The sequence below is a fragment of the Paenibacillus allorhizosphaerae genome (genome assembly GCF_042659105.1).
GTDB classification, from domain to species: Bacteria; Bacillota; Bacilli; order Paenibacillales; family NBRC-103111; genus Paenibacillus_G; species Paenibacillus_G allorhizosphaerae.
Map to the genome: position 1 here is coordinate 1,178,428 of NZ_JBHSRV010000001.1, position 15,145 is coordinate 1,193,572.

General features: G+C 54.9%; 13 protein-coding genes. 8 read left to right on the plus strand and 5 right to left on the minus strand.

The features are described from left to right. The first annotated feature begins 608 nt into the window (after positions 1-608). The gene (gene thrS / locus ACFQI7_RS05160; protein ID WP_218097161.1) at positions 609-2,531 is read left to right on the plus strand and encodes a threonine--tRNA ligase; all 1,923 of its coding nucleotides are present in this window, start codon (positions 609-611) and stop codon (positions 2,529-2,531) included. 94 nt (positions 2,532-2,625) lie between these two features. Beyond that, complete coding sequence (locus ACFQI7_RS05165) at positions 2,626-3,522, plus strand: S-layer homology domain-containing protein (protein WP_218097160.1); 897 nt, start codon at positions 2,626-2,628, stop codon at positions 3,520-3,522. Between the two features lie 344 nt (positions 3,523-3,866). Here the strand turns inward: ACFQI7_RS05165 and ACFQI7_RS05170 are convergent, their stop codons facing one another. After that, positions 3,867-5,048: an MFS transporter gene (locus tag ACFQI7_RS05170; RefSeq protein WP_218097159.1), complete on the minus strand. Its 1,182-nt coding sequence runs from the start codon at positions 5,046-5,048 to the stop codon at positions 3,867-3,869. Between the two features lie 243 nt (positions 5,049-5,291). Between ACFQI7_RS05170 and ACFQI7_RS05175 the strand changes: the two genes are divergently transcribed. After that, positions 5,292-6,761, plus strand: a complete 1,470-nt coding sequence (locus ACFQI7_RS05175) for an aminotransferase class I/II-fold pyridoxal phosphate-dependent enzyme (protein WP_452457339.1) — start codon at positions 5,292-5,294, stop codon at positions 6,759-6,761. A 171-nt stretch (positions 6,762-6,932) separates the two neighbouring features. Here ACFQI7_RS05175 and ACFQI7_RS05180 read toward each other — a convergent pair whose 3' ends face one another. Further along, complete coding sequence (locus ACFQI7_RS05180) at positions 6,933-7,775, minus strand: Cof-type HAD-IIB family hydrolase (RefSeq protein WP_218097157.1); 843 nt, start codon at positions 7,773-7,775, stop codon at positions 6,933-6,935. Between the two features lie 132 nt (positions 7,776-7,907). Between ACFQI7_RS05180 and ACFQI7_RS05185 the strand changes: the two genes are divergently transcribed. After that, positions 7,908-8,327: a DUF1885 family protein gene (locus ACFQI7_RS05185; protein ID WP_218097156.1), complete on the plus strand. Its 420-nt coding sequence runs from the start codon at positions 7,908-7,910 to the stop codon at positions 8,325-8,327. A 207-nt stretch (positions 8,328-8,534) separates the two neighbouring features. Here the strand turns inward: ACFQI7_RS05185 and ACFQI7_RS05190 are convergent, their stop codons facing one another. From ACFQI7_RS05190 to pruA, 3 genes are all read right to left on the minus strand, one after another. Then, on the minus strand, positions 8,535-8,825 hold the full coding sequence (locus ACFQI7_RS05190) for a DUF1292 domain-containing protein (protein ID WP_218097155.1): 291 nt from the start codon (positions 8,823-8,825) through the stop codon (positions 8,535-8,537). Between the two features lie 99 nt (positions 8,826-8,924). Next, complete coding sequence (locus ACFQI7_RS05195; RefSeq protein ID WP_218097154.1) at positions 8,925-9,539, minus strand: stalk domain-containing protein; 615 nt, start codon at positions 9,537-9,539, stop codon at positions 8,925-8,927. Between the two features lie 325 nt (positions 9,540-9,864). Continuing rightward, positions 9,865-11,415 carry an L-glutamate gamma-semialdehyde dehydrogenase gene (gene pruA, locus ACFQI7_RS05200; RefSeq protein WP_218097153.1) on the minus strand — a complete coding sequence of 517 codons (1,551 nt, stop codon included), beginning with the start codon at positions 11,413-11,415 and terminating at the stop codon, positions 9,865-9,867. A gap of 157 nt (positions 11,416-11,572) precedes the next feature. Here pruA and ACFQI7_RS05205 point away from each other — a divergent pair, with 157 nt between their 5' ends. From ACFQI7_RS05205 to ACFQI7_RS05220, 4 genes are all read left to right on the plus strand, one after another. Beyond that, positions 11,573-12,493, plus strand: coding sequence for a proline dehydrogenase family protein (locus tag ACFQI7_RS05205; RefSeq protein WP_218097152.1), 921 nt, complete (start codon positions 11,573-11,575; stop codon positions 12,491-12,493). 73 nt (positions 12,494-12,566) lie between these two features. Beyond that, on the plus strand, positions 12,567-13,568 hold the full coding sequence (gene rocF, locus ACFQI7_RS05210) for an arginase (protein WP_218097151.1): 1,002 nt from the start codon (positions 12,567-12,569) through the stop codon (positions 13,566-13,568). Between the two features lie 15 nt (positions 13,569-13,583). Beyond that, positions 13,584-14,813: an ornithine--oxo-acid transaminase gene (gene rocD, locus ACFQI7_RS05215; RefSeq protein ID WP_218097150.1), complete on the plus strand. Its 1,230-nt coding sequence runs from the start codon at positions 13,584-13,586 to the stop codon at positions 14,811-14,813. Positions 14,814-14,858: 45 nt separating this feature from the next. Then, positions 14,859-15,092 (plus strand): DUF3892 domain-containing protein, encoded by a 234-nt coding sequence (locus tag ACFQI7_RS05220; protein WP_218097149.1) that lies wholly within the window; start codon positions 14,859-14,861, stop codon positions 15,090-15,092. Positions 15,093-15,145: the final 53 nt, after the last annotated feature.

A 15,145-nucleotide genomic window follows, 5' to 3' on the forward strand; every position in this document is an offset into this window, starting at 1 on the left:
GTAGCCGCAGTCGGGAACGAATCCTTACGGCATTGAGCCACGGTCCGGATTCCAGTAACGCCTGTCGGGAGACCGCTCCCGTTATCCAAGGCAAAGTACGGTCTATTCATCAGCGCGCACCAATGCTGACAGACCGTTTAATAAGGGTGGAACCACGAGCACATCGTCCCTGTTGATAACGGACATCGGAATGCACCGATGTTACCGTTGCAGCGGCGATTGCTCTTTTTTGTTTTTCACGACGATTCATACACCAAGGCAACGACCAAGGACATGAGGACGTTGATACGCTCGCCCAGAGAGAAAGCCCCCGGCTGAAAGGCTTTCCGATGCGTTCACGTCGCTTACCCCCTTGCAGCTGCAGTCGGGAACGAATCTTACGGCCTTGAACCACGGCCCGGATTTCAGTAACGCCTGCCGGATTAGCCCCCGTTACCGGGCGACAAGGACGGATCCCCTCGCACGCCTGAGCGGCATCCGTCGAATAAGGGTGGAACCACGAGCACAATCGTCCCTGTTGAGAGCGGAAATCGGAATGTACCGATGTTACCGCTGCAACGGCGATAGTGCTCTTTTTTATTTACAAAACATGCTGAGGAGTGATTCAAATGGAACAAGTCCAAATCAAGCTGCCTGACCGATCCGTGAAACTGCTGGGGAAAGGAGCGACCGTCGCCGATCTGGCCGCTTCTATCAGCATGAGCCTGAAAAAAAGCGCCGTCGGCGGCAAAGTGAACGATGTGCTGGTCGATCTAGACACGCCGCTGAAAGAAAACGCGTCGGTGCAAATCATTACGCTGGATTCGCCCGAAGGGCTGCATTTGCTGCGGCATAGCACCGCTCATCTCATGGCGCAAGCGCTGAAGCGGATCTACGGCGCGGACCAAGTCTCGCTCGGCGTTGGCCCCGTGACGGCGGACGGCTTTTATTACGATATCGATTTGCCTGTTACGCTATCCCCCGCCGATCTTCCGGCCATCGAGCGGACGATGCTCCAGATCATGCAGGAAAATTTGGTCATTCGGCGGCAAACGCTGCCGCGAGCGGAAGCGGTGCGGCTGTTCGAGCGGATCGGCGATCCGCTCAAGCTGGAACTGATCCGGGATTTGCCGGAGGACGCCGTCATTTCCGTTTACCATCAAGGTGAATTCACAGACTTGTGCCGCGGTCCCCATCTTCCGTCCACCGGCTTCATCAAGGCGTTTAAGCTGTTGTCGGTCGCCGGTGCCTATTGGCGCGGGGATGCAAGCAACAAGATGCTTCAGCGCATTTACGGAACGGCCTTCCCGAACGTGCAGCAGCTTGAAGAGCATTTGCATTTGTTGGAGGAAGCCAAGAAGCGCGATCACCGCAAGCTGGGCAAAGAGCTCGAACTGTTCATGTTCTCCGAGGAAGCGCCGGGCATGCCGTTCTATTTGCCGAAGGGCGCACTCCTTCGCAGCGAGCTGGAAAGCTACGAACGAAGGCTTCAGCAGGCTCGAGGGTATCAGGAAGTGCGCACGCCGCTGCTGATGAACCGGCAGTTGTGGGAACGGTCGGGACATTACGACCATTACCGCGACAACATGTACTTCAGCGAAGTCGACGGGGTCGCTTACGCGCTAAAGCCGATGAACTGTCCCGGACACATGCTGATTTACGGGAACAAGCTTCGCTCCTACCGCGACCTGCCGATCCGGATGGCGGAGAACGGTCAAGTTCACCGGCACGAGCTGTCGGGAGCGCTGAACGGCATGCTGCGCGTCCGCACTTTTACGCAAGATGACACGCACATTTTCTGCCGCCCGGACCAAATCGAAGCCGAAATTGTCGGCATCATCGAATTGATTCGCGAGATGTACGCTACCTTCGGCTTCTCCTACAATATGGAGTTGTCGACAAGGCCGGACGATTCGATGGGTTCGGATGAGCTGTGGGAACAAGCCGAGAACGCTTTGAAATCGGTGCTGGAGTCGCTCAATATCCCGTACCGGCTGAACGAAGGCGACGGCGCTTTTTACGGACCGAAAATCGACTTCCACATTCAGGACTCGCTTAAGCGGAGCTGGCAGTGCGCCACGATCCAACTCGACTTCCAGTTCCCGGAAAAATTTGATCTGACGTATGTGAACGAATCGAATCAAAAGCTTCGTCCCGTCGTCATTCACAGAGCCGTATACGGCTCCATCGACCGCTTTATCGGCATGATCACCGAACATTACGGCGGCGCCTTCCCGCTGTGGCTCGCTCCTACGCAGGCGATCGTGCTTCCAATCGCAGCCGCGCATGTTGCGTATGCCAAACAGGTCGAGTCGGAGCTGCAAGCGGCCGGCATCCGGGTCGAACTGGACGACCGCAGCGAGAAGATCGGCTATAAAATTCGCGAGGCGCAGCTGCAAAAAATTCCGTATATGCTCATTATCGGCGACCAGGAGATGCAAAGCGGCAGTGTTTCCGTGCGCAGCCGAAGCGCCGGCGATCTCGGTACACTATCGCTCGCGTCGCTGAAGGAACGGCTTCGTACGGAAATGGCCGATAAAGCTTCAAAGTGATTTTTTGTTGTTCCCGGCCCGCTTTGCCATAGTAATGTAAAATTTGCCTGCTATACTGGAGATAACTTATCTCCTAATTATAAGGCGGTGCTACATGATCCCACACTCATCTTCGAAACGTTGGTTGATTCTCCTGACCGCTGCAGCCGTTCTTGCCGGAGGCACCGCTCTGCAAAGCCGTCTCCGGGGGACGTCTACCGTCTCCGCCGCAGCGGATACCGCCGAGGAAAGCGGCGAAGCCATCTATATGCAGCACTGTATGGCTTGCCACGCCGCGGACGGGCAAGGCAACGGCAAATATCCCGCGCTTGTCGGCGACAAAGCCAAGAAAGGAAGGCTTGCGAATTACGACAAGGCGTATGCCTACATTAGCCGCAACATGCCCGGGGATAATCCCGGCTCGATGCGGGAGGAAGAATACAAAGCCGTTACGAAATACGTGCTGGGCTTGAACGGGATTCCAACCGATTTCAACGATATTGCCGGGCATTGGGCGGCCAAAGAAATTACGGCGCTGCAGGACCTTCGCTTCATCGACGGTTACACGGAGAACGGAAAGCTGCTGTTCAAGCCGGATCAATACATTACGCGCGCGGAATTTGTCCGCTATTTCGTGAAAGCGAAAGAATGGTTCCTGACGAACAATACGGAATCCGATTTGACCGACCTACCGAAAAATAACGACAGGGCGTACATTTTGACAGCGATCGAGTACGGCATCATCGAGGGATACCCCGATCAAACGTTCAAGCCGCGAGGGAATATGACACGCGCGGAAATATCGGCGATCCTCGCCCGCAGCGAAATGCTGAAAGCGTCCGTGCCGTCAGGCTTCCGCGACGTCAGTCCCGGCTTCTGGGCGGCGGACGTCATAGCCGCCGTGCAGGAATCCGGGCTATTCGGCGGTTATGAAGACGGGACATTCGGTCCCGAGCGCAAAATTACGCGTGCCGAAGCGGTTGCCGTTATTTACCGGCTGCTCAATCCGTAATCGCGGCTCCATCTCGACCGCTCCGCTCTTATGTTATAGTGCGTCAGCTAGCAGCCGGTTCTCCGGCTTCTGCGCAACCCATTACGGGATCGACGCTTAACAAGGTTCAATCCGATGAATCGTTTTCGTTGGATGCCGTAAAGCAAAGCATCCGCCGGTATATCATCGAACAAGCGCAGGATCACAGCTGCTCTTTGCGTTTGAACAAATACAAAAAAAGCTGCCGTTAGCGATGAATTGGATCGCAAACGGCAGCTTTTTATCTAGTCGCGGCAAGCGCTTTTTTCATCTTCCGTCGCGTCTAAGCCGATACTTTTGAAGTTAGACCTTTTCTAACGTGGCGACTATACGGCGGGACGGCTTGCCTTTTGCATATCTTCCCGGTCGATGGCGATGAAGCGTGCCAGCAAGTAAATCGCCGCTATCGACAAAGCTGCGCCGATCAGGAACGGCATGCTGCGGCTGTAGTCGTATATGCCGGCACCGAGCAGCGGTCCGGTAATGCGGCCGAGGCTGTCCATCGAGGAGCTCAGGCCGGAGGCAACGCCCTGCCCGACCTTCGTCTTTTGCGTAATGAGCGATGTGACGCACGGACGAATCAGTGCGTTGCCGGCCGCAAACACGCTCAAGTAAATGGAAGCGGTCAGCAAGTTGCTGGAGAACAAAATCAGCACGAAGCCGATCGCCGAGAGCACGAGCCCGATGCCGATCACGCGGGCTTCCTGCCCTTTCTTGATCAACCGGCGCACAACGCCGCCCTGAATGAGCGCGCCGACCACGCCGCTGACCGCGAACATGATGCCGAGCTGGGTCGCATCCGCCCCGATTTTATCCCCTTCGAAAAGCAGGAGCGTCGCTTCGAGTCCGGCAAGCGAGAACGAGACGAAGAACGACAGCACGTACAAATATTTCAGTGAGCCGACAAACGCGGCCCAACGTGAAACTTTCGCTTCCTTCGGCAAACGGCGCTTTTCCGGCGTAAGCGATTCCGGAAGCATGAACAGCGCGAATACGAATGTAGCCAGCGCCAGTGCGGACGAGACGAAGAACGGCACTTCGGTGCCGAAATGGCTTAACAGGCCGCCAACCGCCGGTCCGAAAATGAAGCCGAGTCCGATCGACATACCGACCAGCCCCATACCTTTCGTCCGGTTTTCTTCGGTCGTAATGTCGGCCACATACGCAACGGCGCATGCCGTCGCCGCTCCGGAGAACAAGCCGCCTAAGATGCGCGAGGCGTACATCATCAGCAAGTTGTCACCCGCGAGGCCGAATATAAAGAAGCTGACGCTGAAGCCGAGCGTGCCGATCATAATGAGCGGGCGGCGGCCGATGCGGTCCGATAATGCGCCCCATATCGGCGACATCAGGAACGATGCGAGCGAGTATACCGACAGCAGCATGCCGAGATGGAAGCTGTCGCGACCCGATCCTGTCACCGCATCGGGTAGAACGGGAATGATGATGCCGAAGCCGATAAATATCGTCATCAGCAGTACCATGATGATGGCAAGCTGTTTTTTCATATGTATGAGGGCCTCCTGGTCATATCGCAAATCCGTTCCGCACAAACATGTCTACCTGTGCGAAATCTCTCTTATCGTACCACAACTTTTTTGCCGATGGAAACGGCCGTAAAATAAGTGTTACAAAATGGACACACTAGGCTTAAAATACGCTTGCATCCGTGTCACTTTTTGTTATACTCAATTTTGTTTGATTTTTATCAAGAACCGCCATATTACGACATACGAAAGGTAGGGATGACCGTGGATCAAACGAAAACGCCCCTGTTTACCGCACTGAAGGAACACGCGGCACGCAATCCGGTGCAGTTTCATATTCCTGGACATAAGAAAGGAGTCGGGATGGACCCGGAGTTCAGGGAGTTTATCGGAGATAACGCGCTCTCCATCGACCTGATCAATATAGCGCCGCTGGACGATCTTCATCAGCCGACAGGCGTAATCGAGCAATCCCAGCAGCTTGCGGCCGAAGCTTTCGGCGCAGATCATACGTTCTTTTCCGTACAAGGGACAAGCGGTGCGATCATGACAATGATTTTGACCGTTTGCTCCCAGGGCGATAAAATCATCGTACCGCGCAACGTACATAAATCGGTCATGTCGGCGATCATTTTTGCCGGCGCCAAACCTGTTTTCTTGAAGCCGGTGCGAGACGAAAACTTGGGTATCGATCACGGGGTAACGACCAGCTCCGTGCGCCGGGCGCTGGAGCGACATCCGGACGCGAAAGCGGTGCTTGTCATTAACCCGACGTATTACGGGGTATGCGCCAATCTGCAGGAAATCGTCGATATTGTGCACAGCTACAACATTCCTGTGCTCGTCGACGAAGCGCATGGCGTGCTTGTTCATTTCAGCGACAAGCTGCCGATGTCGGCGATGCAAGCCGGAGCCGATATGGCGGCTACCAGCGTTCATAAGCTCGGCGGTTCCATGACGCAGAGCTCCGTGTTGAATATCCGCGGCAACCGGGTCAATGTGAGACGGGCGAAAACGATTATCAGCATGCTTACCACAACGTCGACGTCCTATATATTGCTCGCGTCTCTCGATTGCGCACGCCGCAATTTGGCCTTGAACGGCAGCAGTATGGCTGAACGCGCTATTGAGCTTGCGGGCTATGCCCGTACTGAAATCAATCGCATGGCGGGATTGGAATGCTTCGGCGAAGACATCCTCGGTACGGAAGCGACTTTCGATTACGATCCGACCAAGGTCAATATCCACGTGCGCCACTTGGGCATCACGGGATACGATGCGGAAAATTGGCTGCGGGAGCATTACAACATCGAGGTGGAGCTCAGCGATATGTACAATATTCTCTGTCTCGTTACGCCGGGTGATACCCGCGACAATATCGATACGCTGCTTACCGCACTGCGCCAGCTTTCGGATGAAAATTACAATGTGCGCACCGCCAATGAGCTGGTCATCAAAATTCCGAAAATTCCGCAGCTTACATTGACGCCGCGGGATGCCTTCTACGGCGATACGGAAACGATCCCGTTCAAGGAGTCCGCAGACCGGATCATTGCCGAGTTTATTTATGTATACCCGCCGGGAATTCCGATTTTGCTGCCCGGCGAAGTCATTTCCCAAGACTTGATCGACTACATTACGGAGCATATCGAAGTAGGCCTACCGGTCAAAGGACCGGAAGACCGCAGCATCGAATATGTGAAAGTGATCGTCGAAACGCCGGCCATTTTTTAAAATGCGGCGCAAAACAAAAAGCCTGGCGGCTCGGTTGCCAGGCTTTTTGCTGCGGCTAAAGGTTGTTCTACCGTTTGTTGCTTGCTCTTCTAATATGTTACTGCAAATTCCCAATTGCCGCTGCGCTCTGCCCTGCTTCGCTTGTGTGCTTAAACCAAGCTGCTCCGCTTGTCATGGCTTGCTTATCGCACTGCGCAGCTGTGCCTCCCACCAGCCAATCGCATCCGCTACGGCGTGCTCCTCATGGTGCTTGCAGCAATGAACCGCCGCTCCGAGCAGCTCCGGGTGCGCATTCGCTACGGCGACGCCGACGCCCGCACGACGAATCATTTCCAGATCGTTCAAGTGATCGCCCATGGCCAAACACCGATCCCGTGAAATGCCGAGCTGCTGCATCAGCCGCTCAAGCGCGTGTCCCTTGGAGGCGCCGGAAGACAACAGTTCCAAATATTTGTCGTCCGAACGGACCCACAGCACGTCCGCATCTCCCGTAAGCTCGCCAACCGCGGCCGAAACTTCGTCGATCCGTTCGGGTTCCCACGCGAACAACACTTTAATCCATGGTTCCGGTACAAGCTCCAAACGATCCGCTTTTTGAAACGGGACGCTTTCGATTTGCTGGTGTCGAAGCGTAATTTCGTTATTCTGCGCAATCGTGGGATAATCGTTGGTCGTCTCGTATACTTCAACGCCTATGCCGGGAAACCGGCGAATGACCCGTTCTACGACTTCTTTTGCGCTGGCAGGCAAATTTTTGGACCATGTCCGCTCGCCCTGCGCAAAATCGTAGATGACGGCGCCGTTATACAATATCGCCGGCGCGCCGACCGGAAGCTGCTCCACATACGGACGCGCGGATACGGCAATCCGTCCCGTGGCGATCGTAAACAAGCCGCCCTGCGCGACAAAGCGCTCTATCGCTTCCCGATTCTCGAGGCTGATCTTTTTGTCCCGGTCCAGCAATGTCCCGTCCATATCCGTTACGAGCAAGCAACCTTCAAAAATACGTTCCATGCGCTTCATGTCTCCTTCTTTTTTCAATAAGAGCAAATATTGTATTTCCATTTTCTTAATGCTATGATGGTTTTGGTGCTCGCACCAGACAATTCCCCTTTTCCAGTCTATAAGCAGGCAGGTGCAAACGTCATGGCGCAAAGCGCATATATCAAATTTGTAGAGGGATCCGCAGTACCGTCGCTATCGCTCGATGAACTGAAAAACCAACTTCTGCATTACAAGGAACAACTCGCGCTAACCGGCAAACAGCTCGGTTGGGAATACGATGACGCAGGGTTCCCCTATTCGATAGAGTCGAAGCCCGGAGCCGAAGGAACTTGGTTTTATTTAAAAGGCAAATACCCGCAATACAAATATATTGTCATGGGGGTAGGCACGGAAACGAACAATGAAACCGAGCGTCACTTCGTGCAGGTCGTCCTTCCCGAGGATGCGACAGGCGGGGACAAAAGCAAAGGCAACGAGTTTTGCAAATATTTAGGCAAGTTGTGGAAAGCCGAGCTTCATTTGTTCAACGGCCGTATTATGTATTTTAACCCGCGCAAATAAGTTACAGCATGGCATGGAAGCGGACTTGTACTTATTATTCCAACAGAAATCAATTGCCGTTATCGTACGAAACGACGGTAGAATTGCCTTATAAGCTGACCGCACGCGATCCTGACGAAAGGAGCGGGCGGTTGTTTTTTTTTGGCAATGCATCCCGCTGCGCAGCGAAAAACCCTTCTCGCGAAAGAAGGGTTTGGAATGCATGATTTATTGTTCTTGCTCTTCCACAATCTCGTTATAAATCTGAACGACGCGATTCCACTCGTCTTCGTCCTCAATACTTGCGAGCATCGCTTCGCCGTCTTCTTCCTCTATACGGAAAATAACGCCGTCCGCTTCCATATCGTTACGGTCCAGCAGCACTGCGTAAGCTTGATCGCTTACTTCGAAGGTGTATACCATCACCATCTCATGCTCCACGCCGTTCTCGTCGGTCACGATAAAAATATCTTCATCATGATCGTGGTCACAGGAAGCATCATGGATGTGATCGCTCATGGGAAAACCTCATTTCGTCTTAAAATAAATTGCTCCCCGTATCGTAACATGACGGTGGAGCGGAGTCAATGAATGACGAAATGAGCCGGGCGCGTTTATTTACTCCGAAACGATGACTTTTTCGGAAACGACGGAATAAGCGCTGCCTTCATCAAGTTTAACGGAAAATTTAACGACATACTTGCCGGATTCATTAAACGACACGTTGAACGGCCACGGATACCAGAAGCTTTCCCGCTGTCCGTTCACGACCTTCTCGTGGGTCGCTACCCGTTCGCCGCTAGGCGAATCGATCGAAATCTGGAACGAATAAATCGGCGTTTGCAAATTATCCACTTGTGCGAAGACGGCAAAATCAAGCCTGTCTCCTTTCTTCACAACGCCAAACGGCTGCTTGATCGAATAATCGTTATCGACCTTTTTGGCTACGAACATATGTACGTTCGGCTTCTGAATGGAGACCGTCTTTTTGGCATCGTCCCATTTGACCAGCGCTTGTAAAGACTCGGACAGCACACGAACAGGAAGTACAGCGCTGCCTTTTACCAGAAAAGCGGGCGTATCGGTTTCACCGAACGTCTTCTCTTCATTGTTGATCATCAATTTTGCTTTGGCAAACCCTTCATATTCGCCCCACAGAGAGTTCGCATAAGCCCCTGCTGTCCCAAACAGGGAGAGCGACAGCGCCAATGTCAGCAAACGCGGCACTTTCATTTCAGCAACCTCCATCATGTACTTTCTTTGCTCTGTTCTTATGCTATTTTATACTCCGCTGTCGGCCAAGAGTTGCGGTCTTTTTATGAAAAGAAAATATTTTTTTCTCAAACGCTTCTACATATAGTGCAATAACTGGGTTTAAAGCAAAAATATATACAAAATATGGTATTATTTAATTGTTGACATCCGCCTGGCGAAACGTGTGAAATAGTGGCGAGAAGAGGCGTTTCGTGCGCTTGCCCGGGAAATGGGACGAAGGATGGAACGACCTCAGGACATACAAAACCCGGCACAACCATCGTGTGCCGGGCTATCCTGCTAGTCAAAGACGTTCGGAAACCACTTTCGGCTGGGTAAACAGCAGCAAATAATCGCGTCCCCCCGCTTTCGAATCCGTTCCCGACATATTGAATCCGCCGAATGGATGCACCCCGACTAGCGCCCCGGTGCATTTGCGGTTGAAGTACAGATTCCCTACATGAAACGATTCGCGCGCCGCCTCCAGATGAGCCCGGTTATTGGAAATAACCGAGCCCGTCAAGCCGTAGTCGGTACCGTTGGCGATCTCGAGCGCCTCCTCGAACGTGGCCGCCCGAAGGAAAGCCAGCACCGGACCGAATATTTCTTCCTGCGCAATCCGCGCATTCGGCGCCACATCGGCAAATATCGTAGGCTCGATAAAAAAACCTTGGGACGGATCGTTTGCTTTGCCGCCGGCGACCAGTTTGCCTTCCGACTTGCCGATCTCAATGTACTCCGAAATTTTGTCGTACGCTTTCTTATCGATCACCGGGCCTATATATACACCCGCACGCTTCGGATCTCCGGTCACAAGGGACTTCGTCCGTTCTACGACGCGTCGGAGGATGTCGTTGTAGACCGGTCCTACAACGATTGCCCTCGAGCAAGCGGAGCATTTTTGTCCGGCGAATCCGAAAGCCGAAGCCGCGATCGCTTCCGCCGCCAGTTCAAGGTCGGCATCGCTGTCAACAATAATCGCGTCCTTGCCGCCCATCTCAGCTACGACCCGTTTGATCCATTTTTGCCCTGGTGCCGTTAAGGCCGCTCGTTCGTTAATACGCAAGCCGACCTCCCTCGAGCCGGTAAACGAAATGAACCGCGTCAACGGATGGTCGACGAGCACGTCCCCTACTTCGCTTCCCGAACCGGGGACGAAACAGACGACGCCGTCCGGTAGTCCGGCCTCTTCGAGCAGTTCGACAAACTTGGCCGCAACGACCGGGGTTGCGCTTGCCGGCTTCAATACAACCGTATTGCCTGCGACGATTGCAGCTGCCGTCATGCCGGCCATAATCGCAAGCGGAAAATTCCAAGGCGGAATAATGATGCCAACGCCGAGAGGGATATAGGTCCACTCGTTATCTTCTCCGGGAATGCGGACGAGCGGTTGCCGCTCGGTAAGCCGCTCCATTTCTCTCCCATAATATTCCAGAAAATCAATCGCCTCTGCCGTATCCGCATCCGCTTCGCTCCAGCTTTTCCCCGCTTCCAAAACCATCCAAGCGGAGAACTCATGCTTGCGCCGGCGCAGCAGCGCCGCCGTCTTGTACAAGTAGCGGGCCCGCTGCGGCGCGGCAATTTTCCGCCAGCTTTCGAACGCCGCTGCCGACGCCAGCACCGCCTTGTTCGCGAGTGCCATATCCACCTGGGCAACGGTCCCTACCACCTCCGCGGGGGATGCCGGATTGACGGAGTCCAATTTGCGGGCGGTGACGATTCGTTCCGAACCGATTCGAATCGGGTACACCCGTCCTCCTTCCGATTCCACCTTTCGTATCGATGCTTCAAACGATTGCTTTTCTTGCGGATCGGAAAAATTCGTCAGCGGTTCATTGCGAAACGGCTCCAACATAGTCGGGCGCCTCCTTGTTCAAAAATTTCGGGTCTCCTTCCGGGCGGCAGCGGAATAAGATATAGCAAAGAGACACGCTTCTATTGATGTGTATGCGACTGCAGGCAGTGACATACGCAGACAAGCGGGCGTGGGAGCATCGAGAGGAGGTCACATCATGGATCTCGGAACAAAACTGTTCCGCCGGGCGCTGCTGCTGCTCGCGGGCAACCGGGTCGCAGCGGCGGCGGCTCAGCGGTACGGACTGAAGCTTGGAGCCAAACGCTTCGTCGCGGGTTTGACGAGGGAGGAAGCTCTGAAGGAAATCGCCGGGCTTAACCGCAAAGGTATTTCCGTTACCGTCGATCATCTTGGCGAAGGCATACGTGAGCTTACCGAAGCAAAAGTGTTTGCAGATGAGTATGTGCGGCTGCTTGCCGATGTTCACGAAAACCGCGTCGATGCCGGCGTATCGCTTAAACCGACGCAAATGGGACTGGCGTTGGACCCGGAAACAACCTACGAACATATTCGAGGTATCGTGCGCCAAGCCAACGCCCACCACCTCTTCGTCTGCATTGATATGGAGAATTCCCCGTACACCGACGCTACCATCGCTATCGTTCGCAAGCTACAGGCCGAAGGACTCACGGGTGTAGGGACGGTCATCCAGGCTTACTTGCGGCGAAGCATGAACGATTGCCGCCGGTTGACGAAAGAACGGGTTGTCTTGAGGCTTGTGAAGGGTGCTTATAAGGAAGCCGACTCCATTGCCTATCCCCGCAAGCAAGAGGTCGATGATCATTTCAAGAAACTGATCGAGCACCGGCTCGACTCCGGAGTGTTCACCGCTATCGCCACACATGATCCCGCAATCATCGATTGGACGTGTGCTTACGCCGCCAAGAAAGGCATCGCACGGTCCGCCTATGAATTCCAAATGCTTTACGGCGTTGCTTCGACCCTTCAGGAGCGGCTTGCGCTGGAAGGTTACGGTGTGCGCTGCTATGTTCCATACGGACGATCTTGGTATCCATATTTCGTGAGGCGGCTGGCCGAGCGGCCGGCCAATGTATGGTTTATTTTAAAAAATTGGTGAGCGAATGCCTCATTCCGTTCATCAGAGTTCGAATCCACTCCACCCGTGAACAAGGAAGAAAGGACCGATCTGTATGAATAAACCGTACCTTCTTACCGTGATCAGCGTCCCCTTCGATTTGGGCGCTGGCCTCCGGGGAGCTAGCCTTGGGCCGGATGCGATACTGCAGGCCGGGTTAGCCCGGAGACTCCAACAAATCGGGCATGCCGTCGAAGCAGCCGATTTCGTCCGTCTGCCGCTACCTCCGACTCGGGGGCGCAAGCCGACTCCTCCCGCAGCCCCCGCTACCGCGCAGCCACTTCTTCCCGGGCAAGCTTCCACACAGCCCGATACCAATGCGAATGCATTGGTACCGCCGGCCTCCCGGTTAAAGCATCTGGACGAAGTCGCCGCAATCAATCGCGAACTGGCTCATCAGGTCGCAGCCAGCGCCGCAGGAGGCCGGTTTCCGCTCGTGCTCGGCGGCGATCACAGCTTGGCGATCGGCACGATTTCCGGACTCGCCCAGGTTCACCGCCGGCTCGGCGTCCTATGGTTTGACGCGCATTCCGACCTGAATACGGCGGAAACGAGCCCGTCCGGCAACATTCACGGAATGTCGCTCTCCGCGCTGCTTGGCAAAGGCCATGAACGGCTGACGCAGCTAGGCGGCGCCGCGCCGAAGGTGCGCCCCGAACACGTGGTGCTGATCGGCTTGCGCGATCTCGATCCGGGCGAAAAAGCGCTCATTGCCGCCGAAGGCATTCGCTGCTTCACGATGCACGACATCGACATGCTTGGCATGGCCAAGGTGATGGAGGAAGCGATTCGTATCGTGAGCCGCGACACCGACGGTGTGCATGTCAGTTTCGATATCGACAGCGTCGATCCGGTAGAGGCGCCCGGAACCGGGACGCCTGTGCGCGGGGGTCTCAGTTACCGCGAAGCGCATCTTGCACTGGAGCTGCTGGCGGAAGCCCGGATCGTCACCTCGGCCGAATTCGTCGAAGTGAACCCGACGCTAGAATCGGACGGCCGTACGGCGAAGCTCGCCGTCGACCTGATCTCCTCGCTTCTCGGCGAGACCATACTTTGAAAAGGGGATGTTCCGATGGACAACAGCTTCGCTCCATTCTCCTCTTCAAGCGAGGCGATCCGCACCGCCGAACAATTCGGAGCGCGCAACTATAATCCTCTGCCTGTCGCCATTGCCCGCGCCAAAGGCGTCTGGGTGTGGGATATCGAGGGGCGGCCGTATATGGATATGCTGAGTGCTTATTCGGCGCTGAATCAAGGCCATCGCCACCCGAAAATTATCGCTGCGCTAAAACGCCAGGCTGACCGGATCACTATCGCGTCCAGAGCGTTTCATACCGATATGCTCGGACAATTTTACCGCGAACTGGCCGGATTCACCGGTAAGCCGATGATTCTTCCGATGAATACGGGCGCCGAGGCGGTGGAAACGGCAATAAAGGCGGCACGCAGATGGGCGTATCGCCGTAAAGGCGTCCCCGACGGCGAAGCGGAAATCATCGTATGCAGCGGCAATTTTCACGGCCGAACCGTTACGGTGACCTCCTTCTCCTCGGATGAGGCGTACCGGCAAGGCTTCGGCCCGTTTACACCGGGCTTTCGCATCATCCCTTTCGGGGATGCGGAAGCCCTTGAGCGGGCCATCACGCCGAACACGGCCGCTTTTCTCGTAGAGCCGATCCAAGGCGAGGCGGGCGTCATTCTCCCTCCCGCCGGCTATTTGCGCGACATTGCCGAAGTGTGCAAGCGGCATCGGGTGCTTCTCATAGCAGACGAGATCCAAACCGGCTTCGGCCGCACCGGACGGCGTTTTGCTTGCGATCACGAGCAAGTCGTTCCCGATGTATACGTGCTCGGCAAGGCGCTCGGCGGCGGCGTATTCCCGGTATCGGCCGTTGCTGCGGACCGGGAAGTACTAGAGGTGTTCGAGCCCGGCTCTCACGGCTCCACGTTCGGAGGCAACCCGCTTGCCTGCGCCGTGGCGGCAGCCGCGCTCGAAGTGACCTTGCGGGAACGGCTGCCCGAACGTTCCGATCAGTTAGGCGCTTACTTCCTGCGCATGCTGAGACAGCTTCATACGCCGTTGATCCGGGATATTCGCGGACGGGGACTGTTTGTCGGGCTCGAGTTGGACGAACCGGCCAGACCGTGGTGCGAGAAATTAATGGAAGCCGGTCTGCTCTGCAAAGAAACGCATGATCGGGTGATCCGCTTGACCCCGCCTTTAACTATCACACGTCCGCAATTGAAATGGGCATTCGAGCGAATCCGCGAAACGCTGTGCCCTTCTGTTCCTCATAAATAATTTCCCGCTTTCTGGCACATGCTATGGTCAAGGAGGCGATGTACAATGGAACAAAACAAAGAGCACGTTGTTGCGGTACGCAAAAACGGCGAAGGCGACATTGTCGAATTAAAGCTGTCTTCCGGCCAAGTCGTGGATTATCAGGAAGCGCAGCAAATGGTCAAGAACGGCCAGATCGCCAATGCAAACGTATTTAAAGGACGCGACGGCGAAGAACACCTTCGCTCCAACCCTGATGGCGACCCTTCCAACAATTTCGATAATTTGCCCGGATTTTGACCCGTGCCGTTCATACCGTTTTCCTATGAAAACCAAGCCGAATCATCTATCCG

Excerpts from the sequence above, each read along its gene's own strand:
- thrS (WP_218097161.1), top strand. The coding sequence starts at position 609 with ATGGAACAAGTCCAAATCAAGCTGCCTGACCGATCCGTGAAACTGCTG.
- ACFQI7_RS05165 (WP_218097160.1), top strand. The coding sequence starts at position 2,626 with ATGATCCCACACTCATCTTCGAAACGTTGGTTGATTCTCCTGACCGCT.
- ACFQI7_RS05170 (WP_218097159.1), bottom strand. The coding sequence starts at position 5,048 with ATGAAAAAACAGCTTGCCATCATCATGGTACTGCTGATGACGATATTT.
- ACFQI7_RS05180 (WP_218097157.1), bottom strand. The coding sequence starts at position 7,775 with ATGGAACGTATTTTTGAAGGTTGCTTGCTCGTAACGGATATGGACGGG.
- ACFQI7_RS05185 (WP_218097156.1), top strand. The coding sequence starts at position 7,908 with ATGGCGCAAAGCGCATATATCAAATTTGTAGAGGGATCCGCAGTACCG.
- ACFQI7_RS05190 (WP_218097155.1), bottom strand. The coding sequence starts at position 8,825 with ATGAGCGATCACATCCATGATGCTTCCTGTGACCACGATCATGATGAA.
- ACFQI7_RS05195 (WP_218097154.1), bottom strand. The coding sequence starts at position 9,539 with ATGAAAGTGCCGCGTTTGCTGACATTGGCGCTGTCGCTCTCCCTGTTT.
- pruA (WP_218097153.1), bottom strand. The coding sequence starts at position 11,415 with ATGTTGGAGCCGTTTCGCAATGAACCGCTGACGAATTTTTCCGATCCG.
- ACFQI7_RS05205 (WP_218097152.1), top strand. The coding sequence starts at position 11,573 with ATGGATCTCGGAACAAAACTGTTCCGCCGGGCGCTGCTGCTGCTCGCG.
- rocF (WP_218097151.1), top strand. The coding sequence starts at position 12,567 with ATGAATAAACCGTACCTTCTTACCGTGATCAGCGTCCCCTTCGATTTG.
- rocD (WP_218097150.1), top strand. The coding sequence starts at position 13,584 with ATGGACAACAGCTTCGCTCCATTCTCCTCTTCAAGCGAGGCGATCCGC.
- ACFQI7_RS05220 (WP_218097149.1), top strand. The coding sequence starts at position 14,859 with ATGGAACAAAACAAAGAGCACGTTGTTGCGGTACGCAAAAACGGCGAA.